Here is a 25,615-nt window from a genome sequence, read left to right on the forward strand (position 1 = left end):
GAGAACGAGTATGAAAGCTAAATTTACAATTTTCGACGCCGTCATCTATTTCGTCATTGGATGTGTCGTATTATCCGCCTTGTACCCATTCGTTTATATGATCGCCGTATCGCTTAGCGGAACGGTACCGGTACTCCGGGGCGAAGTGTTCTTATGGCCCAAGGAATTAACGTTTAACACCTATTCGGCCGTATTCGATAATCCCGATATTGGAAAAGCCTACATCAACACGATTTTATATACCGTGCTCGGCACGACCCTATCGCTTTTCGTAACGGCGGCTGGCGCTTACGCGCTGTCCAAGAAAACAATGATGTTCCAGCGTCCATTCATGATTATGATTGTCATCACGTTATTCTTCAGCGGCGGCATGATTCCTACGTTTCTCGTCGTGAAGAGTTATAACTTGATTGACACGATCTGGGCGATGATCATACCTACTGCTGTAAGCTCGTGGAACTTCATTGTCATGCGAACATTCTTTATGGGAATGCCGCAAGAGGTAGAGGAATCAGGGAAGATCGACGGATTAACGGACATCGGCATCTTCTTCCGCCTGGTGCTGCCGTTATCCAGCGCAATTATCGCTACGATTGGTTTGTTCTACGGCGTTGCGATATGGAACAACTTCTTCTCCGCGCTTCTATATCTGCGCGATGCGGATCTGCTTCCGCTCCAGGTTATTATCCGCAACATGGTGCTACAAGGTGCAGGCGGCGCGAATGGCGCGAGCAGCATCGGCGGCGATACTTTAATCGTCGACGAGTCGCTCAAATATGCCACGATTATCGTGACGACGGTTCCCATTCTTTTGGTCTACCCGTTCCTCCAAAAGTATTTTGCAAAAGGGGCGCTTATCGGGTCGGTCAAAGGTTAATATAGAGGATATGGGAAGTTAGCAAAGGCAAGCGGGCAAGGCAATGTTTGACACAAACCAAGGAGAGTGGGGCAAAACATGAAGAAGAAATGGTCAACGGTAATGCTTGCAACAGTGCTTGGATCGAGCTTGGCGCTAAGCGCTTGCTCAGGCAACAACGGAGAAGGCAACACGAACACCAATGCTACAGCTAAGCCGAGTGAAGGGGCTAGCGCAACAAGCGAGCCGCTTAAGGAAACGACATTATCGTTCCTGAACTACAGCAACCCAAGCTGGCCTTATGATGAGAACTGGATGGTTTGGGATATGATCAAGGAAAAAACGGGCGTTACGCTCGATGTCCAGCTTCCTTCCGGCAATTTGCTTGAGGATGCGATCAGCTTGGCAGTAGCAGGTGGAGAAATGCCTGACCTGATGTGGATCCAATCCAAAGCAGCGGCTGACAAGTTCGGTCAACAAGGCGCGCTGATCAACATTCTCGATTATGTTGACCAAATGCCTAATTTCAAAGCATTCATGGAGAAATACCCGCAAGAAGTTCAGAACTTTATCTCCGCAGATGGCAAAATGTACATGACACCTAACCAAGGTATCGGCGACACGAACCGCCGTGTATGGATGTTCCGCGAAGATGTGTTCAAGAAACATGGTCTGGAGCAGCCCAAAACTTGGGACGAGCTTTATACCGTCTTGAAAGCATTGAAGGAAGCATATCCAGACAGCTACCCGCTGACCGTTCGTAACGGACTTCGTTACTTCTATGACTTCGGCGCAGGCTTCAACGTATCGGCTGATGTCGAAGCGGCGAAAGCAAGTGTAATCTTTGACTCCGCTACTGGCGAGTGGAAATATGCTGCTGTTGCTGACGAGTACAAAACAATGCTTGAATACTTCAGCAAATTCTACAAAGAAGGACTTATTCCTAAAGACTTCTTGACGATCGACACAAAAATGTGGCAAGATATCGTTTCGACTGATCGTGCATTCGTAACGCTTGATTACATTGGCCGGATTGACTTCTACAACAACGCACTTCGTCCTGCTAACCCTGAGTTCAATATGAACTTCATGGCGCCGCCTGCAGGTTGGGATGGCGGTCCGCAAAAGAACGCTTATACGCAAACAAGTGAAGAAGGCTTTATGATCGCTTCTACAACTGACAAAATTGAAGATGTAGTAAAATACATCGACTTCTTCTACTCCGAGGAAGGCAAAAAGCTTTCTAGCTGGGGTATCGATGGAGAAACTTCTTCGAATGGCGCTTTCGTTGAGAAGTACACTGACGTAGCTGATATGAGGAAGAAAACAGGTCTTTCGACGGACGGCACTTATGCTTGGTTCGATTATGACGCACATATCTCGTTGTCTTCTCCTGAGCTGAAAGTTGCTTATGCTGAAGCACCTAAGTATGATAGCGATCCAAAAATCACGGTTTCCTTTACACCGGACGAGCAACAAATTCTAAGCACTAAAGGCGATTCGCTGAACAGCAACCGTGATGAAAACTTCGCGAAGTTCATCATGGGCTCCCGCAGCTTCGACGAATGGAGCAACTTCGTTGAGGAGCAAAAGAAACTGGGTTATGAAGAGATCGTAGCCCTGTACAAATCCGCTCATGATCGTGCTCTTGCAGCTGTGAAGTAATCCTCCTTGTCATACCGATTGACCAACAAGCCTCGTTAGCTTTAACGAGGCTTGTTCTCTGACAACCTGCGAAATGAAAGGATGAGATGCAATGACACGATCAAAAATCCGTAAACCGTTATCTTCCTTGCTCATCGTATCGCTATTGTTCGGCTTGCTCGCAACGGCGAACTTGGCACTCCCTTCAGAGTCCTATGCATCCGAAGGAACGCCGCTCAATCTTGATTTTCAAATGAACAATATGGATTCGAATGCAGTGAACACTGCTGGAGACACAGCGAGCACGTCAGGTCTCGCCGTTCAGATCAATACCGATGAAGCCTACATTCATGAGGGTACCGGATCGAAAAAATGGATTCTGGCGTTACCCGATCCTGCTAATCCGTCAACACTGATAAGTGGCCGGGCAATGATTTATTCGAAAGCAAACCTTAATGTAGACTTGAACAACTATGAGAAGCTTACGTTCTGGGCGTATAATGTCAAACAGCGTACAGGTAATCAGGCTGATCGACCGGTAGAGCTTCGTTTCTATATGAAGGGTGACTCGACACCACATTACTATTACCGTTTTATGCTGGATTGGACGGGATGGAAGAAAATCGAAGTTCCGCTTGCCACTGTTAAATCACAAGTTACGGGTTCGCCGAAGCCATTTGGTCCAGTGGACCTTGTACGTTTCGATCCGATAGCACTCGGCAGCACGAACATCGATCCAGAGCTAGCGGTTTATCTGGACGACTTCCGCTTGACTGGTAATGGGGTGTTGTTCCCGACCGTCGCAGACAAACCAAGCGGAACATATATGAACAAAGTGAAAGTAACACTTGCAAGCGAATCGACACCGAAAGGTGCCAACTCTATCTATTACAAACGTACGGGCATCGACAATGACTTTGTTCTTTATTCAGGTGCAATGGAGTTCACCGAAACAACAGAGTTGGTCGTAAAATCCATCATGAATGGAATCAGCAGCGCCGAAACCACTTACAATTATACGGTTGAGATCGATCCGAATTACGTCGGAGAAGTGAAAGCAAGTCCGGAAGCGGGCAACTTCCCTAAGGATCAGCTCGTCACCTTAACTTCCGATTCGGAAGATGCACAAATTTATTACAAATATGAGGGGGAGCCTGACTCCGCTTATCGTTTGTATAGTTCGCCGATTCATGTCAACGCAAGCGCAACTCTTGTAACAAAAGCCGTACGCGGCGAATTTTCAAGTGAACTTATGTCTTATTATTATATGATCGATTTGTCGAGCGAAAGCAGCTTCAAGCTTGGCGACAATGAAAATTTCCTTGCGGGATCACTCCGGTGGAGTACGGTTGCTAATTCAACCACTCACGCAATCGGCAATAACTCGGCAGCATGGACCAATTCGGCCGTTGCAATTGACATTGTCGGTAAGGATGGTAATGATGCGACCGTTCATCTCACAGAGAGAAACAACATTCCGTGGGATGACTACGATCAAATCGAGTTTTGGGTGTATGCGGAGCAACCCACCAACAAAAAGGTATATATGCTCCTGTACGCCAACGTACCCGAAACAACGGGCAATGATTATTTCCTTAGCTCCTTCAATATAGATTGGAAGGGCTGGAAAAAGATCGAGATTCCGTTCAGCAAATTCTTGAATTCAACAGGAACCGCTAAGCTGAGCGATGTCAGCAAAATCATCATCCACCCCAATTGGTACGGTGAGACAGGAATCGATTCGAATGAAAAAATTTATTTTGACGAGCTGGCATTAGCCAAAAACGTGGTGGAGCCATCCATCAAGCTCATCAGCCAAAGTTCGCTTCCTGGAGGCACGCTGCATTATAACTTCTCGCTCCGCAATATTAGCGACGAAGCTACTGCATACGAAATTTCCACGCAGAAATCATTTGGAGCAGGATATACGCTTACCTATGACAGCAGCACTTCAGTCGTAGGCGTTGGCGAAGAAATTGATATTTCTGTACAAGTGGATGTAGCATCCGAAGCGATAGCCGGTGATTCTAAGCTGGCAACACTTAACGTGAGACCCATCGGAGGAGGCAAAGATGCCAAGGTCGAGCTAGAGGTAAAAGTAGGACAAGAACAAGACAATCCAAAGGCTCATCCCTATGTGATGACAACGGCTCAAGGCATCGAAGATGCTAAGCAAAAGGTTGAGGATCATAAATGGGCTGCCGATTATCTCGCTGCTATTAAGGCCAAAGCGGATGTTTGGGTAGACAAAGAAGTGTATTATCCAACCAAACCGGCAGGTCAAACGACTTGGTTCGTATGTGGCGACGTCACTTTGGAGTATGATTATACTTCTCCACACGAGCACATGTGTCCGACGACGAACCAGTATGTGACCGGTGATGGGGTCGATGCAGGATGGCGCTTCACGACACACACGCTTAACGTGGAAGCTGCTCGTAATTTGGCTCTTGTATACGCTCTAACGGGAGAACTCGAATATGCCGAGAAGGCAAAAGAGATTTTAGTACGTTATTCGGAGCTATATCCGAGCTTCTCTGTACAGCCGCAATTCGGACGATTGTTCTATCAAACGCTTGATGAAGCGGTACAAATGATCCAGCTTGTGCAAGCTTATGATTTAATTGAGGCAAGCGGGGTACTTGATGCAGCAGAGAAATTCGGCATTGAACAAAACCTGTTCGCGGCTTCTGCCAAGACGCTGCAAAATTACAACGTCGGCAAGTCGAACTGGCAAACCTGGCATAATGCCGCTATCGGAGCAATTGGCGCTGTGCTAGAAAGCGAAACACTGATGGACGTTTCGGTCAACGGTATTAACGGTTTTAATTATCAAATGGCAAACAGCGTCTTAACGGATGGGTTCTGGTACGAAGGCGCGATCGGGTACCACTTCTATGCGCAATCTGCATTGTTCAACCACGCACAATCGCTCAAAGAAATGGGATACGATCTATTCGCGAGCGCGAACTTTAAGAGAACGTATGATGCGACTCTTAAATATGCGTATCCGGATCTCGGCATTATCAACAGTAACGATTCAGGGAAATACCCAACGAATCTGGGAGCGCCTGGAAGAGTCGTGCCTATTGATTACGAGGGTGTATATGCACAGTATGAAGATGCAACCTACGGTGCATTATTAAACAAATTGTATGTCGACAACGGTAGACCTCGCGGAGGCCATTTAATTGCTGGCAACCCATCAAGCGGCATTGCTGGCGAACAAGCTGTATTCTATGGCAAAGAAACGATTCCTACAGGCGGCAGCTTACCATCGGAGAGCTTGAACTTCGAAGGATTGGGACACTCCATCATCCGAGTAGGAGAAGGTATTGACCAGGTGTTTGCTTTAGTCGATTACGGTCTACACGGCGGTTATCACGGCCATCCTGACAAGCTGCATCTCGATTTGTTCGGACAAGGGGAACGTCTGGCACCGGATCTAGGTATCCCGCCATACAGTAACTCCATGTATACATCCTATTACAAAAAGACTTTCTCGCATAATACGGTCGTAGTAGACGGGAAGACACAGAACATCCCGACCACGGGCAGCGTAGAAGTTTATGAACCAACCAAGATTTACTTACCGTCGGATGACTTCGGGATCATGACGAATACATCCAGTAAAGCTTACGACAACATGAGCAAATACGAACGTACTGTCGCGGTAACTCCCGACTATGCAATTGATTTGTTCAGCGTGGAATCATCTACTGAACATCATTATGATTGGGTTATGCGGGGCATCGGAGAGTTTGAGACAGATACCGAAATGGAAGAGTTGACGAGTCCTTTGGGAACGGATGACGCATATCCATTCTTCCGGGGCGGTCAATATGCCGATATTAATGGTGTCTGGGAAGGCACGTGGCATACATCCGCAGGCAATGGCTTAAAGTTGTTTAGTCTGACAAGCACAACCGAACAAGCAACTCAAATGATTGTCGGGGAATCTCCAGGACCAGGCAATGATACTAGCGCTTATACGCCAACGGTAGTAAATCGTGTGTATGGTGAGAACGCGCAGTTTGTTTCGATCCTGGAACCATTTAGCGGAACAAGCAAGATCGAATCGACTCGCAAGCTCGGATCGGACAAAGTGGAAGTGAAGATGACTGACGGTCGTACTCATTTGTTTGTGTACCGTTCGGGGGCGCTAGTGTCCGGTGACTTGCAATATGCATTCGTAGAAGGAACAGACATGGATGCAGAACAAGTCAATCTAACAACGTCGATCGCAGGCAATACGGTGACCGTTTCTTTGAATGAACAAGAAGAGCCAGTAAACGCCAACCTGGTCATCTATGCACCAGGTGCAACTAGCGTACGATATGCTGACGAGGAATTGCCGTTTACAACGTACAATGGTTATCTTCTTGTTAAAGTAACGCAAGAGGGTGATGAGGAGCCGACTACAACAGAGCCGGTTGAACCTACAGATCCTGTAGATCCAACGGATCCTATTACGACACCGATCACGACACCAACCAGCAGCACGGGACCGGTTTCGACACCGTCCCCAACACCGACGCCAACTGCGACTCCTGCTCCAACGAGCACACCTAAGCCTCAGACACCGCTTAAGGATGTCAAACAGCATTGGGCGGAGAAAGAGATTGAAGAAGCAGTAGGGCTCGGTATTGCACAAGGGTTTGGGGATGGATCATTCCGTCCGGATCAAACGGTCACGAGGGAACAAATGATCGTCATGATCATCAATGCGATTCGACCGGCTGACGAACCCGCTTCATCACCGATTTATTCGGACAGCGGTCAAATCTCGCCATGGGCCGCCAAAGCCATTGCAATAGCTGATGAGCTTGGTTTGATGAATGGCTTTGAAGATGGCAGCTTCAGACCAAAGGATGGTTTAACTCGGGCTCAGCTTGCCGTATTGCTTGCAAGAGCACTAGGAGTAGAGCAAGCGGACAACAACAATGTGACTCCATATGCCGATGAATCCAATATTCCTAGCTGGGCGTTAGCTGCGACACATGAGCTGCAAAGGTTAGGAATTATGACAGGGCGCCCAGGCAATCAGTTCGCTCCTCAAGAGACAGTGACTAGGGCAGAGGCGATTACAGCTATTCTAAGAATGTTACGAACGATCGACAAAGAATAACCCTGAGGAACACGCAAAAAAACCCGGTAACTTTGCCAATTGCGAATGCGGCATCGTTACCGGGCTTTTTATTGCTCCAACGCCTTTAGTACAACTTCGTAAGCTTCCACCAGTTAATATCGAATCCGCCTGCAACCGCGTAGATCCCGAACTGATGGGTTCCAGCCGGTATCTGAACGGTATGCGTAATGGTTCGATAAGTCGACCAGCTGCCTGTGTTCGGTACGTCAACCTGTCCCAGTACGGTACCGCCTGCGTTGATATCTAATGAGATCTTTCCTCCATTATTAGGAGAGGCTACCCGATATTCCATCAAATAAGTGCCGGCAGTCGGTATCGACACATTGCTGAATGCAATCCAATCGGTCGCATCAATGCCTCCGACATTCGATCCGCCGCCGGTATCCGGTGTCGGTTCTGTCATCACACCTGACATGTTCGAATAATTTTCTGCTTGGTAGAATCGGCTCACACAGCCGCCGGCATCCAGCTCACAAATATCCGATTTCAATGTGGAAACTTTAATATCGTCATACCACACATACGAATTGTTGGCTGGGGCAAAGGATAATGTCGCGCCGCCAAAGAAGGAAGAGAAATACGCTTTATCCACTTTATCTGCGTTACGTACGAAACGGAGTCCCGAAATATTGGCAGCAGAAACACCGTTGTACCAAATCTGGATTTGTCCGTCCGGATTCGCATTGCCGGCTGTAACCGTGTTCACTTTCAAGCGTTGTACGATGTTGATCCATTGACCCTTCTGATAATACGCATCGGTTCCATTACTGTTTTTAAGGATTGCGTAATCACCATATTGTCCGTTATTGCCCATATGGTAATAATAGATAGCCGCCTGACCGCCGCTGCGCCAGATAATACGTGAGCTAAAACCGTTGTAGCCTGTACAAGCCTGTCCGCCAGAACATGCCGCGCCGCCAGCCAAGCCAAGCCCTAGCTTGCCCGCATATTCCGTTGTGCCCCAACTGAAATCGCTGCTGAAACGGACCCAGTAGGACAAATAATATTCTTGCCCTGGTGTTAGCGTGAAAGGGGCTTGCGCTCCGGAATTCTGAGGGCCGATCTGACCTTGCGGGTAGAATACACGGAGCGACTTGCCTCCCGTATGCGAGTAGGCTGTATCAATCATTGTTCGGTTGCTCATACCGAGATCCCATGGTGCGCTCCACCCGTCGAATCCCCACTCGCTAAGCGTGTAGGCACCACCGGCTGCGGGTCTTTCGAACGTATTCACCTTCGGCGCTGCGAATGCTGCTACAGCATCCATAAGTAGAAACAACATTAATGCAGTGAAAATCAGCTTGCTTCTCATCAAATTACCTCCCGTTTGTTGGAATGGATTCTTGATAGAACCGTCTGCTGCTCTCTCATGCTGCTTTCCTTTGTGAATTCAACGCGATCGACATTCGACTCCTTTCCTTAGGAATGAGCGCTTGCATCTGCACGCAAATAAGCACCAAATCAAGGACATTCAACCTCCAGACTAGGTGCTTGCTGCGTAGTTTCAGCATAACAATGAACGGGAGCACGAGGTATTATCCGATATTGGAATCCCCCACGATTATTAAGGCAGAACTGTTTAAGGAGTTGTTCATTTTTAAGATTTTGTAATGGACTATAAAAATGGATTTGACGGACACCCGGAATGGAGTTATTATAGATGCATAATATCTACGAAGAAAGCAGGAAGGAGTATCGCATTGAAATATTCCAAAGCAACAAATTATGCCTTACACAGCATGTTATTCCTCGCCGTTGCAACACCGGAGAAACCGATCGGCGTGCAACAGCTGGCAGATAAGCAGAATGTATCGCCAACCTACTTGTCCAAAATATTAACGAAGCTTGTCAAAGCCGGTATGATCGAGTCGGCATCTGGCGCTAGTGGAGGTTATCGGCTTAAGCGCGGCTGGGAGAGTGTTTCGTTCCTGGACATCATCCATGCCATCGAAGGGACGACATCGCTCTTCGAATGTAGTCTTGATCATGGACCGGAGTGTGTCATCCAGAAGGTGGTACTTGATGCTGAAGCTCAGATGGAAAAGCGATTACGTGAACAAACCATCTCCAATTTGGCACTATCGATTAAAAACGCTCCTTAAAGGACGTTTTTATGCATAAATTATAGATATCATAACTCTACGAAATCCTAATACATTGGAGGCTAATACAATGAATGAGATTTTTGACGCAGCGAAATGGGAACAGACTTGGAAGGATGACCCCTACACGGCAGTTAATAAAATGAAATCGTCAGGTATGGATCCGACCCGATCCTTTGATTCGAAGGCTGCGGTATTTAATAAAGAAGTATTCAGCGAAGACGGCAAAAAAAGAACGAATCGAATCATTAGCTGGATCGAAGGTCAGAATGTAGATTTACGCGGGATGTCGGTACTTGATATTGGCGCGGCATCCGGCGGTTTTTCGGTCGCTTTCGCAGAAAGAGGCGCCAAGGTAACGGCTGTCGAACCAAATGGGCCGTTAGCCGAGTTGTTTATCGAGAATGCTCGGTCCGCTCCGGAAGGAACCATAGAGCTTGTCAGAGAACCGTTCGAGAATATTGACTTAGCTAAGCGAGGGTGGTTAAACAAATTTGATCTCGTATTCGTGTCCATGTGCCCAGTAATCAACGACTGGGAAAGCACTGAAAGATTGCTGAGCTGTGCCAAACAATTCTGTTACTTAAGCATGCCGGCGGGCAGCAGAGAAAACAGCTTGATGAACGAAATTGCACCGATTGTGTCTGACAAACCGATTCAAGATCACATCATGGAATTTGGTTATCTGATGCATCTGTTATACCTGAAGGGATACACGTATGAATCCATTGTGTCGCGTGAGCTGAAAACAACCAAAAAGAATCGCGAAGAAGCTCTAAAAGAAATGTTGACTTGGCTTCGCATTCACGGTCTTCCGGCTGACGAAAGAAGCGAAGCTCTCATCAAAGCATACCTTGAAAAAACGTATTCGTCCGAAACGGTTGAATACCAGGAAGGCGGGCGATTCGGAAAGGTGCTCGTTCGGTTACGCGACCAGCAGATGTATATTCGTTCAAAGCAACGGTCTGCAGAACAACGATAATAACTCCCTGATTAAGCCCATCTGCTATTTTAGCAGCCGATGGGCTGTTTTCTATTGAAAAGAAACTGTGGATTCGGCAAGAATTCGATGTAAAATAGTGTAAGGAGGTGTCATGTACATGAAATTTCGTTCCATCACCATTTCGTTAACCATTCTCATTCTAATCGGAACCGTCACGAGTTATTTTTTACTCCGTGTTCCAGAGAGCGAGGTCGTAGTTCAGCAAATGATTAGGTTTCATGAAGTCCGTCCTGGTACTGAACGTGTCATAACAGATTCAGAAGCGGTCAAACAATTTACTTATGCCGTACGATATGCCGATAAACAACATGGACAAGTCGATATAGAAGATCCCCCTTATCAGTTTTCATTAGGCAACAAACAATATTATCTCTGGGTCAGTGAACGATACGGTCAAGGTACCCTAAGTAAGCTACCTAATTCTGGGACAGTCTACACAATCGGAAAATCAAGGGCAAAAAAACTATTAGACATTTTGAATAAGGAATACGACAACTCAAATAAAAATAACGAATGAATAGGAGTGGCAATCCATGCGAATTGGAGCAATTGAAGGCGGAGGTACAAAGTTTGTTTGTGGAATCGGCAATGAGCGAGGTGAGATCGAAGATCGGATTCACTTTCCGACTGAAGCGCCAGAAGTTGTCATGGCGAAAATCAGCGAATATTTTCAGAACAAGGGAGTTGAGGCGATCGGTGTCGGAACTTTCGGGCCTATCGATATTAACCGATCCAGTCGTACATACGGTTACGTCACTACAACACCAAAACCTGGGTGGTCCGGATTCCCATTCGTCGAAACGCTGCAACGCAGTATGAATGTGCCCATTGGCTGGGATACCGATGTCAACGCTGCGGCTTATGGCGAATCCGTGTGGGGTGCCGCAGCAGGACTGGACAGTTGTGTCTACTTCACGATTGGGACAGGAATCGGTGTCGGTGTATATTCCGAAGGCAAGTTAGTCCATGGCTTGGCACATCCCGAAGGTGGTCACATCTTGCCGAGACGGCATCCGGATGATCGGTTTGAAGGGGCATGTCCGTATCATGGAGATTGTCTGGAAGGGTTAGCAGCCGGTCCGGCGATTGAACAACGTTGGGGAATCAAGGGGAGTGAGCTTCCTAAGGAGCATCCCGCATGGGCCATGGAAGCTTATTACATCGGGCAAGCTGTTTCATCTACGATCTTACTCCTATCGCCCAAAAAAATCATTCTTGGCGGCGGGGTCATGCATCAGGGGCAGCTGTTGTCACTTGTGCGTGACGAGGTAAGACGGAACTTGAATGGATATATCGCTGTAGACGATATAATTAATGGCATTAACGAATACATCGTTTCGCCTAAATTAGGCGATAATGCTGCATTGTGTGGAGCATTGGCGCTTGGTGTCGAGGCTTGGAAAACCCAACTTAATTAATGACGTAAAATATTGTTATAATACAATTAAATCCGTGCCGATCGCTGGTGAGATCTCTTCAGCGATCGTTTTTTTTGTTACACTATAGATTAAAGCAACCTGTATAAGGATCTTGCGTATGACTACTACTCGGTTAATCGATTATCGAAAATGTGCAACACATAAGGGGCGTTTCCTAATGAATAACTTAACTGCGACGACGGATCATGCTAACGCCTGGTATGACGAGGCGGAACGTAAGGCCGCCCGTTATCTCTCCTTGCTGCAACATGAAGTTAAACATAAAACATACATGACTTCGCTGGATTCGGATTTTAATATTTGGAAGAAAAGTCATATTCGATCTCAGCGCTGGCAATCTGCAATGTCACTTGCCAGCCGCATACCCGATTCAAAAGATTATGGGAAATTTTTGCGATGGCAGCGCCTGACGGGCAATCTGGATGCCTATCTGGAACGCAGTGTTACCTACATGTATATGAGAGACCTCGGCAAAGATCCTTCTTCCCCGCAAACGAATGAACGAATAAAGGATCTGGTTCGATTTATTAAGGTGCATTTAATCCCGAAGCCGGATTCTGGAGCCGAGAACAGCAATGAACCCGATTACATGAGTCTTGCCGGGTTATATAGATGGGCTCAGCGCGAAGGCGTCGAATCGGCGATGATCTGGGCCATTCAGAAGCTCAGAAATGTGTCTGCCAATATACCGGAAGCCATGAATGCAGAACACGCTGTACGCAAGCTGATCAAAATTATGATCGGTGTCGTCCTGCATGTCATGGACGATATGGATGCAACGATCACGCAAGAAGAACGATCGCATCGATTAGACGAAGGAATCCGATTAGGATATTCCTATGGCCTTACTTATCCATTTATCGACGATCTATTGGATTCAGGCCTGCTGGAGGACAATGAAAAATCCCAATATGCTGGAATGATTCGCCATACATTGCTTCATGGAACGGTTCCAGACATCTCGGACTGGAAAGGCGCCAATATCGAGCTCATGCGATATATACACGGAGAGCTGCGCGAGGCGTTCGAATGGATCAGAACACATCAAAGCCAGGCGTCTTTACCTGTATTTTATGAGCAATCCTACATTTTTTTCGAATCTCAAGATATCGATCGGGGCAAGTCGATTACGCATCCGAGTTATACAAACGAAGAACTGCTGTTGCCCATTATTCTCAAATCGGCATCATCGCGTTTGATCGTTCGCTCCGTTATTGGTGCTGGCACGGACAAGGAATTTGGCGAACGTACGTTCTTTTACGGCATCTACAATCAATTGGCTGATGATTTAGCTGATCTATACGACGATATGGAGGAGGGTGCCGTTACTCCCTACACCTATTATTATCGTTATCATAAAGAACGTAACGATTTGACCAATCCATACGAGCTTTATTGGTCCGTTATTGCTCATTTAATCCATCAGGTCTATCACTCCAATGAAACTGCGCGAAACGTGATATTAGAACGAGCTGTCGGCGGTCTAAGGCGGTTCAAAACCCGTATCGGGGAAGAGGCGTACCGTGAATTCATGGCGATTTTTGCACCAGAGAAAACGGCGTTTCAATTAAGCATTGACCAACTTATTGTGAAAGCGGAGAAGGTTGATTTCTTCGATAAGCTGCTCCGGGAACAGATGGTGACGATGCTGCGTCGAGGACGCGAGCACAAGAGCTACTTCACAACCATTGTGCGAACTGTTCGCGACAAAATTAATGTTTTGTTGCCTCTGCCGGATCAGGGAGGAGATGTTTATCTCGGTGAAACATTAACGGAAGCCGCGAATTACAGTCTGGAAGGCTCGGGGAAACGAATCCGGCCTATTGTGGCATGGGTCATGTGTGTCGACGAATACGGGATGGATCCAGCATCAATTGCCCCGTTAATCAAATCATTAGAATACATGCATACGGCATCACTCATCTTTGACGACTTGCCGACTCAGGACAATGCTTCTACGCGCCGAGGTCGCCCTACTTTACATCGTGTACATGACAGCTCAACTGCCGAGTTGACCGGGTTGTTTATGATACAGAAAGCGATCGAGGAGCAATCGTCCCTTGTTGGCTTCGATCCAAAGACCGTGCTTGCGCTCATTCATTATTCGTCCTCAAAGGCAGCCGACATGTGCCGAGGTCAACAAATGGATCTTCGTACACGCGGGCAGTCGCTAACAGTGGAGCAGCTAAATACATTATGTTATTACAAGACGGGAATCGCATTTGAAGCATCCCTCATGATGCCGGCTATCTTAGCAGGGGCTGGCTCACAAGAAAAGGAGACGCTGCAAACCTATGCGTATCACGCAGGGATCGCCTTCCAGATCAAAGATGATTTGCTTGATGCAGAAGGCAATCTTGCGACACTTGGCAAACCCGCCGGACAGGATGAGAATAATAGCAGTTCGACTTTCGTTACGTTGTATGGACGAGATGGAGCGGCCAAGCAGATGTGGGAGCATTATTGCCTTGCGGCGGAAGCGCTGAAGGGACTGCCCCGCACCTCCGATTTTTTATTGCAGCTGTTGAATTATTTGATCACTCGACAGTCATGATACAAGTAGTGCGTTGACATGACGGAGGGTGGTTATGAAAGCTTTTATTTTGGATCGGGACGGCGTTATTAATCATGCGGGCAACATTAACCGCAAATCCGATTTTCGCTTGATTGATGGCGCTGCGGAAGCGATCAAGCAGCTCGGAGAGTTAGGGTATCAGGTGTTTGTCGCCTCCAATCAAGGTGGCGTTGGACTCGGATATATGACGAAAGCAGCTTTAAAGAGTATAAACGGTTATATGATGACCCTCATCAGAGCAGAAGGCGGAGATATTCACGATGTTCGATATTGCACGCATAAACCTCATGCCAGATGTTCATGCCGCAAGCCTCAGGCCGGGATGCTGCTTGATCTCATCCATAAGTATGGCATCGATCGTCAGCAATCTTTTATGGTAGGCGATCGGGATACGGATATCATTGCAGGGGAACAGGCAGGCGTTCGCACCGTTTTTTTGGGCGAATCCATTCCGCCAGGGATTCAACCAAACTTTCATTTTCATCATTTGTACGATGCTGTAACCTCTATGCGTGCGCAACATGTTATTAACTGAAATTAGAAGCTGAATAAACTAAAAGCTGAAATAAAAAGAAACAAGGCAGCCGATTAATCGGCTGCCTTGCTGTTGCTCTTGACTTGCTATCTTGAAGATTCGTAAGCCCGTTTCTAGAAACGTTGGCCGCCGAGTTGTTGCTCTGCGATTTGAACCAATTTTTTCGTGATGTAGCCACCGATAGAACCTGCGTCGCGAGTTGTCAGGTTGCCGTTGTATCCATCTTGAGAAAGGGATACGCCGAGCGAGGAAGCTGCTTCAGCTTTCATTTGGTTAATCGCTGCTTTTGCTTGTGGTACTACTAGTTGGTTTGAACTACTCATTTTTATCACTCCTTAATGGGATGTGAGGTTATTTTGCTCATGATAGAAAAGGATATACATGACGTTTAAAAAAGTTTGGATGTAAATTTTGGTAATGATTAAAAAGCAGTTTTCCGCTGAGTTGTTGGGGCGAAATTAGTTTACGACAGGCGGTTGTCATCATCTCATTGATATGATAAGCTACTGTTAATTTTACGAATGGAGCTGAAGCGAAGATGTAGGATTTCTTGTCGGTAACGGAAGCAAGCAAGCGCCTGATCACAGGTGTAGGTTTGTTTCGTTATGCACAGGCAAGAAGGTTACCTCTTCGCTTTAGTCGTATTCGGCATACCTTTATTTCCGCATCCGTATAGGGCGGAATTTGTATGGCATGAATTCGGACTGCGAGAATGTAACTTTCTTGCGGTCTTTTTTTATTTCCTATACGGAGGTGTTGCCATATGGCATTGATACAAGTGTCGAATCTAACTTATGCATATGACGGTTGCTACGATCCCATCTTTGAGAACGTAAGCTTCCAGATCGATACGGATTGGAAATTAGGATTTACCGGCAGGAACGGACGTGGCAAAACCACTTTCATGCAATTACTACTCGGCAAATACGAATACAGCGGCACAATTACTGCTCCCGTCGAATTTGATTATTTCCCGTTTACGGTTGAGGACCGAAGCAGGATGACCATACAAATCGTGGAGGACATAATCCCGGACTATGAGTATTGGAGATTAGCCAAGGAATTGAATGCCCTTCAGGTCGGAGAGGAGTTGTTGTACCGGGCTTTCGGAACGTTATCGAATGGCGAGCAAACAAAGGTGCTTCTCGCTGCATTATTTCTAAAAGACAACCATTTTCTGCTGATCGATGAACCCACCAATCATCTCGATATGGAGGCAAGAGCGCTAGTCAGCGACTATTTGCGAAGCAAAAAGGGGTATATCCTGATTTCGCATGATCGCTCGTTCCTCGATCATTGTGTGGATCACATTCTGTCCATTAATAAGACGAACATTACGATCCAACGAGGCAATTTCTCAGAGTGGTTCGCAAATAAAAAGCTGCAGGATGACTTCGAACTTGCCGAAAATGACAAACTAAAAAAGGATATTAAACGGTTGTCGGAATCGGCGAGACGAACAAGCGATTGGTCCGACAAGGTCGAAAAATCAAAAAATGGTACGCGTAACTCAGGCTCCAAAATTGATAAAGGTTACGTTGGTCACAAAGCAGCGAAGATGATGCAGCGTTCCAAGTCAATCGAGCAACGGCAACATAACGCGATAGAGGACAAATCGAAGCTGCTCAAAAATGTTGAAAGCTCTGAAAATCTGAAGGTCACACAGCTACATTACCATAAGAACAGGCTTGCTGAGCTGAATCATGTCTCCGTCTTCTATAATGGCCATGCTGCTTGTGAAGGGATCAGCTTCGAGATCGAGCGCGGAGATCGAATTGCGCTTACGGGGCGTAACGGATCAGGGAAATCCAGCATATTAAAGCTGATTAATGGAGAAGCGATCACTCATACAGGGACGTTAAGCAAAGGAAGCGGACTGCTCCTATCCTACGTGTCACAAGACACATCCCATTTGCAAGGGAATTTGAGCGATTATGCCAGGCAATATGGCATTGATGAAAGTCTGTTCAAATCCATTCTGCGAAAGCTCGATTTCGCCAGGGTGCAGTTTGAAAAGGATATCGCTTCATATAGCGGCGGGCAAAAAAAGAAGGTCTTAATCGCCAGAAGCTTATGTGAGCAAGCCCATCTCCATATCTGGGATGAGCCGCTTAATTTCATTGATGTTATATCTCGGATACAGATCGAGGAGCTGCTGCTAGACTACGAACCGACGCTTCTGTTCGTGGAGCATGATCGAGAATTTACGAAGCGGATTGCAACCAAAGAAGTCCAACTGTCCGTTCAATAAAGATTTCAACCCGTCAAGTGTGGTACACTGAAACCGAAAACATCCTATACCTGTCAGAATCAGAGGAGAACAGCTATGTTTCACACCGAGAATTACGATGGCTCAAGAGAGCAAAATTATGAACAATTAATCCGTCAACTCCGTGCCTTACTTGAGGGTGAACGAGATCCTATCGCTAATATGGCTAACGCTTCGGCGTTACTTCATCAGTTTCTAGAGGATATCAACTGGGTTGGGTTCTATGTATATCGTGAGAGCGAGCTTGTGCTGGGTCCATTCCAGGGGCTGCCTGCGTGCGTGCGCATCCCATTATCGAAAGGTGTCTGCGGTGCAGCGGCGAGCAGAGGAAAGACCATACGGGTGGATGATGTTCATACATTCCCTGGACACATCGCTTGTGATGCTGCTTCCCGTTCGGAAATAGTTGTCCCGCTGTCAAAGAACGGCAAGCTCATAGGCGTATTGGACATCGATAGTCCAAGCATAGCACGATTTGACGAAGTCGATGAACGCTGGCTGGAGTTGTTCGCTGAAGCATTACTGGATCATCTGGCAGAGGAGGAAGCCGTACAATGACGGTAGATCGGGAACGCAAATATACGGGGCTATTAAAGGTTTTGCAATTATTCGAGGAATTGTCCGCCATACCGCGTGGTTCAGGCAATGAGAAGAGGGTCAGCGATTATGTCGCCGATTTCGCTCGTCAGCGCGGTTGTGAGGTCATACAAGATGAACGACATAATCTCATTATTCGGAAGCGAGCATCGCTAGGGTACGAAACGGCTCCGACTGTGATCTTCCAAGGGCATCTCGATATGGTCTGCGAGAAAAACAAAGGTACCGACCATGATTTCACAACAGATCCCATCACGTTCCGTATCGAAGACGACTTTATCTACGGAGAGGGAACAACGCTTGGCGCCGACAATGGTATTGCGGTAGCAACAGCTATGGCTATTATCGATTCGCCTGAGCTAGAGCATCCCGAGCTTGAGATTCTGATGACAACGGAAGAAGAAACAACAATGGGCGGTGCTTTCGCATTGGACGTTTCTACACTCAAGGGTCGTCGCATGATCAACTTCGATTCTGATCGTGAAGGTGTATTATTCGTGAGCAGCGCAGGCGGTATTAATCTGTATCATAAGGTCCCGCGTATTACCCGAGCATACAAAGAGGACGATGGCGCTGCCTATACGATTGTCGTCGATGGTCTGCGCGGCGGACATTCCGGCGACGATATCATCCATGAACGCGGCAATGCCAATAAGCTGCTTGGCCGTGTCCTTGACGATCTTCGCCGTCAAGTACCATTCTCGCTTATTAGTATTAGTGGCGGGATGAAAGCAAATGCGATTCCGCGGGAAGCAGAAGCGAATGTTTGCCTCACCGATGAAGCAAGAGACGATGTGAAAGCAAGACTAATTGAATGGAACAAGCTGCTGCGTGCGGAGTATCAGGTTACGGATGGGAACGTGAATGTATCCTTGCGAGAAGCTGAGGCTTGGCCTTCTGGTGACAAACAAGTCGTATGGGATGATGCAACCAAACAAACCGTCATTCGATTGCTTACACTGATTCCAAATGGCGTGGTAAGCATGGACAAAGCTATCCCGAATTTGGTTCGCACATCAACGAACCTTGGCGTTGTAACGATGAATGAAAATACGATTGTACTGCAAAGCTTGGCGCGCAGCTCGCTCAAATCGCAAACCGACGATGTGCTGCGCAACTTGGAGACCTTAGCCGAAAGTGTGGGCGCTGGCTTCCATGCTGACAGCTACTTCCCAGGCTGGCCGTATCGGGCCGACTCCAAGCTGCGCCCAGTTCTCGAGTCTGTGTATGAAAACAGATTCGGCAAACCGCTAGATGTAAAAGCTATCCATGCCGGACTCGAGTGCGGAGTTCTAATCGGGAAGCTGCCTGATCTGGATGCGGTCTCTTACGGTCCGAATTTGTACGATATTCATACCCCTCAAGAGCATTTGTCCATTTCGTCTGTTGAACGTTCATGGCTATTCTTGACGGATGTTTTACGTGCGCTCAATGCGTAAACGTAAGCTATGCATGACTGTACTACGGTTAAAGCCCTGACGTACAAGAGATCAGGGCCCATAATACACTTAAAAAATGAATGACTGATATGAAGTGGAGGCAAAGCACGATGAGTGAACGATACCGAATGACGAGGAGCTTCCAGGAGCCACAGGATACGCTGGAAATTTCGTTAGAGGAGTGCAAACAATATTTTGCATCCAAACCTGATTTCGCATATATGACATCCTATACAGTGGCTGGTCCCGGAGCGACAATGACAATCGAAGGCGATTTCTTCATGTGGAGTGTGGGCGAGCTTACGATCCCGTTTCGTCATTATATGGGAGACTTATATGTCGCTGTAACAAACGAAGCCGTAGTTCCCAAAATGATTGAGATTGCAAGCGAATTAAGCGCGGACCTCACCGAAGGTTAGGTCGAGATAGAGTTGGCCTTTATGGGGCAACTGCAACGCCATTGATATAATAATGCTGCTCGCTGTATGTATGGAACACGATCTCTACGTCCGGAATTCCCAGATTGATAATCGTGTCCGTCACCGCATCAGCAACCTTTGCACGCGTTACAGCGCCACGCTCGAACCATCCAATCTCTACAAAAGCAAATGGAGGATCGTTTGGTCCGCTGCCATAGATGTTCGTAACTTGCAGGGCATTCAGCGTAAATTGATCGGCACCGCAGTCGCAGACCTCTGCAAGACGGTCTACAAGAGGCGGCGCAGCGACCTGAAGACGTTCGGGATTCACACCTCGGAATAGTAGATGGGGCATGTGATTCAACTCCTATTAAATAATTAATGATGTTAACTTTGGACGGCTCTCATATACCTTTTCACTATATCACTAAATAACGAAGTTCACAGCTTGATAACGCTCAAACTGAAAAAGTAATAAAAATCGGTTATCGTCCCTTTCGGATGATAGCCGTTTTTTGTATGGAGGGAGTGTTGGTGCGTACGTCCAAACAAGCATTGCGAGGCGAATGCACAGAAGTTTGATCGAATGATGACTACTTTTGACGAAGGCGATTTTCGACAGTAACTTTTCTATTGGAGACGTCGTTTAAGTTGGTACATTCGCTGGCCCGCACGCTTAAGGCCTCACTGCTTCGGCGGCACCGGCAGAAATCTAATTAGGAGGACTGCAATCATGAAGAAAGTTATTTCCATCTGGCTAGCATTAACCTTATTTCTGAGTGTCGCCATCTCGGCTGCTGCCGCTTCAACGTTATCCACGGAAGACAAGTTTCAAGTCTTAAAACAAGAAGGGATTATGACCGGATTCGAGGATGGTTCATCCCGTCTCCACGAATCGATGTCGCGGGAGCAATTTGCAGCCGTTCTGCAGAAGCTTCTGGAATTGCCACGTTCGAGCTCGACTCCAAGCTTTGTAGATGTTCTGAAAACACGTTGGTCTTACAATGCCGTTCAATCGGTGCGGAGCGCCGGCATTATGGTCGGACGAGGGGAGAATCGCTTCGAGCCGACTGCGCCTGTGAAGATCGAAGAATTGGCAACCGTGCTCCTGAAAGTCAACAACGTAACTGCCAATCCGAATTTCGGATTCAATGGCAAGGTGTCACAATGGGCAAAAGCCGCTGTTGGCACAGCCTTAAATAAGGGCTGGATCACACATCGGAACGACTATACAATCAATGCGACTCGGAGTGTACTTGTAGAAGCCATCTATGCGGTGTTCACCGGATGGGAAAGTGAACTTGAGGTGCGCTCGATTGAAGGGCTTAGCGTGCAATCCGTCCGTGTAAATCTAAAGTCGAAAACCGAATCTGCTGATATTTCGCGGTTTTCCATCTACGATCATGCAGGCAACCATGTGCCCATCTATCTAGCTACGCTGAGCAATGATGGAATGTCGGTCTTGCTGACCACAGGTTATCAGTTCGAGAACCGAACGCATTATCTTAACATCGATGGCAATACTTGGTCATTCTTATCCCCGAGATCGGATATGACTAAACCAACGATTATTGCGCTCGATCGCATCTCAGCTAAGGTATATACGCTCACATTCTCAGAAGCCTTACACAATGACTCAGCCGTCAATGCATCGAACTACTCCTTCTCAGGCGGATTGAAAGTAACGAATATACAGCTCTCAAACGATAAACGTATCGTGACGATAACCACATCTAACCAATCAGACAACGTCAGATATTGGCTCACCGTCAAGAATATTAAGGATAGCGCAGGCAATGTGATGGACACGAGATCAGACTTGTCAATTGTGGGCAGCAACGATGCTACTAAACCAACGATCATCGAATCGGATTTTAAGGTCAATCCCGATGCTTCACTCACAATTCGATTCAACGAGAAGGTTAACCGTGATATCGCGGTTCAGACCGGCAGATACAGCATTCAGGGTCTTGCGATTGTATCGGCCAGCATCGACAATGAGGGTCGCACAATCACACTTCGGACTTCTGCTCAGCTAGACAAAACCGTCTACAGCTTGACTGTTGCGGGAATACCCGATCTTGCCGGCAACGTGATGGATACCAAATCAGGTTTGTTGTTTGGCGGAATGGCCAATCCGCTTCTACCCGTGAAACTACAATCAATTAATGCCGTTAACAATAATACAGTCGAAATCACATTCGATCGAGATATTACCGATACGGATGTTGGCTCACTGTCGATTTCGAGTCTCAAAGATAATGGCAACAATGTCTCCATGTCCGGTTGGAGCAAATATGCGGTACGCAAGCCGGGGACCAATAAAACGGTCATTGTGCAATTACGCACAAGCTCCGAATCAAATCCGGATCTATTCCAGCCAGGCCATGTTTATATGGCTAAGATCACAGGCGTATCGTCGCTCCTTGCGAATGATGGCGCCAATGAGCTTGCATTCGCCGGAACCATCGTATCGAATGAGCAGCCTTATGCGAAGCAAGTCGTCGTGATCAATCGTTCGACCATTAAAGTCATCTTCAGTGAACCAGTTAAAAACGTGAACGAACCCTATTTTATGATCAAAAAACAAGGCGGAGGCGACGTAACGATCTCGCATGATGAATTAAACCAAACAGGTGCGGTGGTTCACGAAGTGACATTAAAGCTTAAGGATGACATGACGCCTGGTCAAGTATACGTATTAACGTTTAAGCCTGGAATTACCGATGCCGCCGGGTTCAACGGATGGAGAACAAAAAACGGTAACGATGATATTGCTCTGCTGTTTACAGGTATTTGATCTCCATTTCACCTCATCTATAACGACAGGGAGCTGGCTGAATAAGCGGCTCCTCTTTTTTTTGCACCAAAAACTTCTATTATCTAATAAACGAATGGTTGCGGTTCTGTTCGCGCAAATGGTAAGGTGAAGATGAACAGTAATCTACGGAGGTGGCACACATGAAAGCGTTATTCATCGGTGGCACAGGCACCATTAGTTCCGCCATTACGCAACAATTAGCTGCACAAGGGCATCAGTTGTATGTGCTGAATCGAGGGAATCGATCTTCCGAGCTGCCAGCCGGCGTACATAGCTTGCAAGCGGATATCCAGGACGAAGAAGCCGTCGCCAAGTTAATCGAAGACTTATCGTTTGATGTCGTTGCGGATTTCATCGCTTATGTGCCTGCGCAGCTTGAGCGAGATTACAGGCTGTTCGCAGGCAAGACCAAACAATTTATCTTCATTAGTTCAGCATCTGCATACCAGAAACCACTGATGAATGTTCAGATTACGGAGAGTACGCCGCTAGCTAATCCATATTGGGAGTACTCCCGCAATAAGATAGCCTGCGAAGAATATCTCATGCAACAATACCGTGAGCATGGATTCCCGGTTACGATCGTTAGACCAAGCCATACCTATAACGAACGTTCCATCCCGCTTGGCGTCCATGGCTCGCGCGGCTCATGGCAAGTAGCCAAACGAATGCTCGAGCAGAAACCCGTCATTATTCATGGAGATGGCACATCGCTCTGGACGATGACTCACAGCACTGACTTTGCGAAGGGATTCATTGGTTTAATGGGGAACATCCATGCGATTGGTGAAGCAGTCGGCATAACGTCAGACGAATCGCTCACATGGAATCAAATCTATACCTGTATTGCAGACGCCCTAGGCGTGAAGTTGAATGCCGTACATGTACCATCTACGTTCCTTGCGGCGACCAGCAGCATGGACTACCTTGGAGGATTAATCGGTGACAAAGCGAATTCCGTGATATTCGATAATACGAAGTTAAAGCGGCTTGTACCGGAGTTTGTTGCCACGACCCGCTTCGATCAAGGCATCCGCTCGACTATCGAACATATCCTGGCCAATCCAGCTCTACAACATGAGGATCCAGAATTTGATGTATGGTGTGATAAAGTGATTGATGCCATGGAAGTAGCAATTAAAACCGTACAAGGGTCCTAATATGCTTGATCGTCTATCTCGTCTCTTGAACAGGGGCGAGATTTTTTTCGCTTCGGTCGAGAATAGTGAATAGAAGGGAGGAAACAGCGTGTTCTCTTGGCTCCGAGGTGGACTCATCTTTATTGTTGTGCTGATATTGACTCGATTTATTCCGTTTTCATCGTTTTTCCGCAATGTTAATACACTGGTGCACGAGCTTGCGCACGCCGCAGCCGCGCTTGTCTTACAGGGCAAAGTCATGGAGATACATCTATTCGCGGATCAAAGCGGCGTTACCTACACGCAATTCCAAGAAGGCTGGATGCTCATTCCCATTGCTTTGGCGGGTTATATCGGTGCATCGCTTTATACGGTATTATTGTTCGCCATGTATGCAAAGGGTCGGATTAAACAAGGACTATTGTTAGTCTCCTTTCTCGCATTAGCTGCAGTAATCTTGTTCGTGAGAAACGGCTATGGGATCACATGGAGCGCTGGTTTTGCCATTGTTACTACTTTGATTGCGTTAATAGGGCCGAATTGGCTGCAGAAAGGCTACTATCTGCTCATCGCTTTCTTAAGCTTGGTGGAATCGGTCGTGTCATCGCTGGTTATCTTATACATGGCTCTAGTATCACCAGCGACTGCAGGCGATACCCATAGCTTGAGCAGCTCGACGGGCGTGCCCGCAATAGTGTGGGGGTTGTTATTCGCAGCGATCGCACTCTGGTGTGCCAAGGCTTCGCTCGGTCATTTGTTCGGCAAACGAAAGAGTGTATAGTCGTCATTGACACGTCACCAAATGGTGTCCTATAATAAAAAACGTCACCAGATGGTGTCCTAATCTGGATTATAATTACGCAGGAGAGGGTGTTGTGAGCGATACTCAACCGATGCGGGATGTGTTCGACGCAATCGCTGATCCAACCAGGCGTAAATTGATACACTTGTTGTCCGAGGCAGAAGAACTCCCGCTCCATGAATTAACGAATCAATTCGATATGGGACGAACGGCGGTTTCCAAACATTTGACGATTCTTAAGGAAGCCGGTCTGGTAATAGACCGTAAGGTGGGCAGAGAAACACGATATCGGCTTAACGCATCCCCCCTTAAAGAAATACAGGATTGGCTGTCATTCTATAACAAGTTCTGGAGCGCCAATATGATGCGCCTTAACTTACTATTAGAGGAGGAGTAGCGATGACGCTAGCTTTAACATTAGATTTTCAGTACAACACTACAATCGATAAGGTTTGGTCCGCATTAACGAATTCAGAGACGCTTGCCAAGTGGGTACTCCCTAACGATTTTATTCCGGTAGTCGGACATCAATTTCAATTCCACGCCGAACCTAATCCATATTGGGATGGAATCATCAACGGTGAAGTGCTTGTCGTAGAAGCGCCTAGCCGCTTGTCTTATACCTGGGCTGTTGGCGATGAGAAACACACGGTTGTATGGACACTGCAAGTGCTGGAGGACGGCAAAGTGAATCTTCAACTTCAGCAGACAGGTTTCTCGAATGTACATGGTCTAGAGGGAGCTCGACATGGCTGGAGCAATTGGTGCGGCGAGCTGGAGAAGCTGCTGGCTAATTAATGTCGTAGTGATTCAACTGGCTGCAGCG

Annotated in this window: 21 protein-coding genes; 18 read left to right on the forward strand and 3 right to left on the reverse strand. The window is 47.1% G+C overall.

From position 1 onward, the window contains the following. Positions 1-10: 10 nt before the first annotated feature. The 3 genes from ACX1C1_RS20040 (at position 11) to ACX1C1_RS20050 (ending at position 7,628) form a co-directional block, all read left to right on the forward strand. Complete coding sequence (locus tag ACX1C1_RS20040) at positions 11-877, forward strand: carbohydrate ABC transporter permease (RefSeq protein WP_458953926.1); 867 nt, start codon at positions 11-13, stop codon at positions 875-877. 78 nt (positions 878-955) lie between these two features. Beyond that, a complete protein-coding gene (locus ACX1C1_RS20045; protein ID WP_458953927.1) occupies positions 956-2,521 on the forward strand; it encodes an extracellular solute-binding protein in 1,566 nt (521 codons plus the stop codon). A gap of 91 nt (positions 2,522-2,612) precedes the next feature. Continuing rightward, positions 2,613-7,628 (forward strand): S-layer homology domain-containing protein, encoded by a 5,016-nt coding sequence (locus ACX1C1_RS20050; RefSeq protein ID WP_458953928.1) that lies wholly within the window; start codon positions 2,613-2,615, stop codon positions 7,626-7,628. 85 nt (positions 7,629-7,713) lie between these two features. On the opposite strand, the gene ACX1C1_RS20055 is transcribed toward ACX1C1_RS20050, so the two are convergent. Continuing rightward, on the reverse strand, positions 7,714-8,961 hold the full coding sequence (locus ACX1C1_RS20055) for a carbohydrate-binding protein (RefSeq protein ID WP_458953929.1): 1,248 nt from the start codon (positions 8,959-8,961) through the stop codon (positions 7,714-7,716). 388 nt (positions 8,962-9,349) lie between these two features. Here ACX1C1_RS20055 and ACX1C1_RS20060 point away from each other — a divergent pair, with 388 nt between their 5' ends. From ACX1C1_RS20060 to ACX1C1_RS20085, 6 genes are all read left to right on the forward strand, one after another. After that, positions 9,350-9,751: an Rrf2 family transcriptional regulator gene (locus tag ACX1C1_RS20060; protein ID WP_458953930.1), complete on the forward strand. Its 402-nt coding sequence runs from the start codon at positions 9,350-9,352 to the stop codon at positions 9,749-9,751. Positions 9,752-9,821: 70 nt separating this feature from the next. After that, entirely contained in the window at positions 9,822-10,733 is a 912-nt protein-coding gene (locus ACX1C1_RS20065; RefSeq protein ID WP_458953931.1) for a class I SAM-dependent methyltransferase, read from the forward strand. A 118-nt stretch (positions 10,734-10,851) separates the two neighbouring features. Further along, positions 10,852-11,271 carry a hypothetical protein gene (locus ACX1C1_RS20070; protein ID WP_458953932.1) on the forward strand — a complete coding sequence of 140 codons (420 nt, stop codon included), beginning with the start codon at positions 10,852-10,854 and terminating at the stop codon, positions 11,269-11,271. A 16-nt stretch (positions 11,272-11,287) separates the two neighbouring features. Beyond that, positions 11,288-12,172: an ROK family protein gene (locus ACX1C1_RS20075; RefSeq protein ID WP_458953933.1), complete on the forward strand. Its 885-nt coding sequence runs from the start codon at positions 11,288-11,290 to the stop codon at positions 12,170-12,172. A 178-nt stretch (positions 12,173-12,350) separates the two neighbouring features. Then, positions 12,351-14,747, forward strand: a complete 2,397-nt coding sequence (locus ACX1C1_RS20080; protein ID WP_458953934.1) for a polyprenyl synthetase family protein — start codon at positions 12,351-12,353, stop codon at positions 14,745-14,747. 34 nt (positions 14,748-14,781) lie between these two features. Further along, a complete protein-coding gene (locus ACX1C1_RS20085; protein ID WP_458953935.1) occupies positions 14,782-15,303 on the forward strand; it encodes a D-glycero-alpha-D-manno-heptose-1,7-bisphosphate 7-phosphatase in 522 nt (173 codons plus the stop codon). Positions 15,304-15,416: 113 nt separating this feature from the next. Here ACX1C1_RS20085 and ACX1C1_RS20090 read toward each other — a convergent pair whose 3' ends face one another. Further along, positions 15,417-15,626 (reverse strand): small, acid-soluble spore protein, alpha/beta type, encoded by a 210-nt coding sequence (locus tag ACX1C1_RS20090; RefSeq protein ID WP_458953936.1) that lies wholly within the window; start codon positions 15,624-15,626, stop codon positions 15,417-15,419. Positions 15,627-16,066: 440 nt separating this feature from the next. Between ACX1C1_RS20090 and abc-f the strand changes: the two genes are divergently transcribed. The 4 genes from abc-f to ACX1C1_RS20110 all read left to right on the forward strand — a co-directional run bounded on the left by abc-f (position 16,067) and on the right by ACX1C1_RS20110 (position 20,027). Continuing rightward, the gene (abc-f, locus tag ACX1C1_RS20095; protein ID WP_458953937.1) at positions 16,067-17,554 is read left to right on the forward strand and encodes a ribosomal protection-like ABC-F family protein; all 1,488 of its coding nucleotides are present in this window, start codon (positions 16,067-16,069) and stop codon (positions 17,552-17,554) included. A gap of 75 nt (positions 17,555-17,629) precedes the next feature. Continuing rightward, positions 17,630-18,130 (forward strand): GAF domain-containing protein, encoded by a 501-nt coding sequence (locus ACX1C1_RS20100; protein WP_458953938.1) that lies wholly within the window; start codon positions 17,630-17,632, stop codon positions 18,128-18,130. Beyond that, positions 18,127-19,608 carry an aminoacyl-histidine dipeptidase gene (locus tag ACX1C1_RS20105; RefSeq protein WP_458953939.1) on the forward strand — a complete coding sequence of 494 codons (1,482 nt, stop codon included), beginning with the start codon at positions 18,127-18,129 and terminating at the stop codon, positions 19,606-19,608. Before ACX1C1_RS20100 ends, ACX1C1_RS20105 begins: the two co-directional genes overlap by 4 nt. Positions 19,609-19,718: 110 nt before the next feature. Continuing rightward, on the forward strand, positions 19,719-20,027 hold the full coding sequence (locus ACX1C1_RS20110; protein ID WP_458953940.1) for a hypothetical protein: 309 nt from the start codon (positions 19,719-19,721) through the stop codon (positions 20,025-20,027). Positions 20,028-20,046: 19 nt separating this feature from the next. Here the strand turns inward: ACX1C1_RS20110 and ACX1C1_RS20115 are convergent, their stop codons facing one another. Then, a complete protein-coding gene (locus ACX1C1_RS20115; RefSeq protein WP_458953941.1) occupies positions 20,047-20,382 on the reverse strand; it encodes a DUF1904 family protein in 336 nt (111 codons plus the stop codon). Positions 20,383-20,760: 378 nt separating this feature from the next. Between ACX1C1_RS20115 and ACX1C1_RS20120 the strand changes: the two genes are divergently transcribed. The 5 genes from ACX1C1_RS20120 (at position 20,761) to ACX1C1_RS20140 (ending at position 25,587) form a co-directional block, all read left to right on the forward strand. Next, entirely contained in the window at positions 20,761-22,827 is a 2,067-nt protein-coding gene (locus ACX1C1_RS20120) for an Ig-like domain-containing protein (RefSeq protein WP_458953942.1), read from the forward strand. Positions 22,828-22,988: 161 nt separating this feature from the next. Next, positions 22,989-24,008 (forward strand): SDR family oxidoreductase, encoded by a 1,020-nt coding sequence (locus ACX1C1_RS20125; RefSeq protein WP_458953943.1) that lies wholly within the window; start codon positions 22,989-22,991, stop codon positions 24,006-24,008. 88 nt (positions 24,009-24,096) lie between these two features. Then, positions 24,097-24,768 (forward strand): M50 family metallopeptidase, encoded by a 672-nt coding sequence (locus ACX1C1_RS20130; protein ID WP_458953944.1) that lies wholly within the window; start codon positions 24,097-24,099, stop codon positions 24,766-24,768. Positions 24,769-24,880: 112 nt separating this feature from the next. Continuing rightward, the gene (locus tag ACX1C1_RS20135; RefSeq protein WP_458957741.1) at positions 24,881-25,186 is read left to right on the forward strand and encodes an ArsR/SmtB family transcription factor; all 306 of its coding nucleotides are present in this window, start codon (positions 24,881-24,883) and stop codon (positions 25,184-25,186) included. 2 nt (positions 25,187-25,188) lie between these two features. Next, positions 25,189-25,587 (forward strand): SRPBCC family protein, encoded by a 399-nt coding sequence (locus tag ACX1C1_RS20140; protein WP_458953945.1) that lies wholly within the window; start codon positions 25,189-25,191, stop codon positions 25,585-25,587. Positions 25,588-25,615 lie beyond the last annotated feature (28 nt).

This window comes from Paenibacillus sp. strain BS8-2 (assembly GCF_054483835.1).